Here is a 408-nt window from a genome sequence, read left to right as displayed (position 1 = left end):
GCGTCCCAAGGTCACTGGCGACCAGCTGGTGCTCAGCTTTAGCGACACGGGCAACCTGGACGCGGACGCGAGCCACAAGCCGGCAAGCGGAGCCTTTACGGTGCTTGTCAATGGCATCGCGAACGCCGTCACCAACGTCGCCATCGAGCCGCAAGCCAAGACCGTCACGCTCACGCTGACCACGGCGGTCACCAACGACCAGACGGTCACCGTCGCCTACGCCGACCCAACGACCGGCAACGACGCCAACGCCATACAGGACGCCGCCGGCAACGACGCGCCCAGCTTTGCTGCTACCGCGGTGACGAACAACACACCAGCGCCAGCAGACACCGCTGCCCCGCAGCTGATCATCACCGGCGACACGACGCGCCCCAAGGTCAACGGCAACCAACTGGTACTCAGCTT

The 408-nt window shown here is 65.4% G+C and carries 1 protein-coding gene; it reads left to right on the top strand.

The annotated features are described in order from the left end of the window. A partial coding sequence (locus D5041_RS21920; protein WP_265285836.1) for a SwmB domain-containing protein occupies positions 1-408 on the top strand: 408 nt, incomplete at both ends.

It is taken from the genome of Verminephrobacter aporrectodeae subsp. tuberculatae, assembly GCF_026127385.1.
Lineage (GTDB): Bacteria > Pseudomonadota > Gammaproteobacteria > Burkholderiales > Burkholderiaceae_C > Acidovorax > Acidovorax aporrectodeae.
Note: the sequence above shows the minus strand (reverse complement) of the source record. Positions and strands in the feature narration are given on the sequence as shown.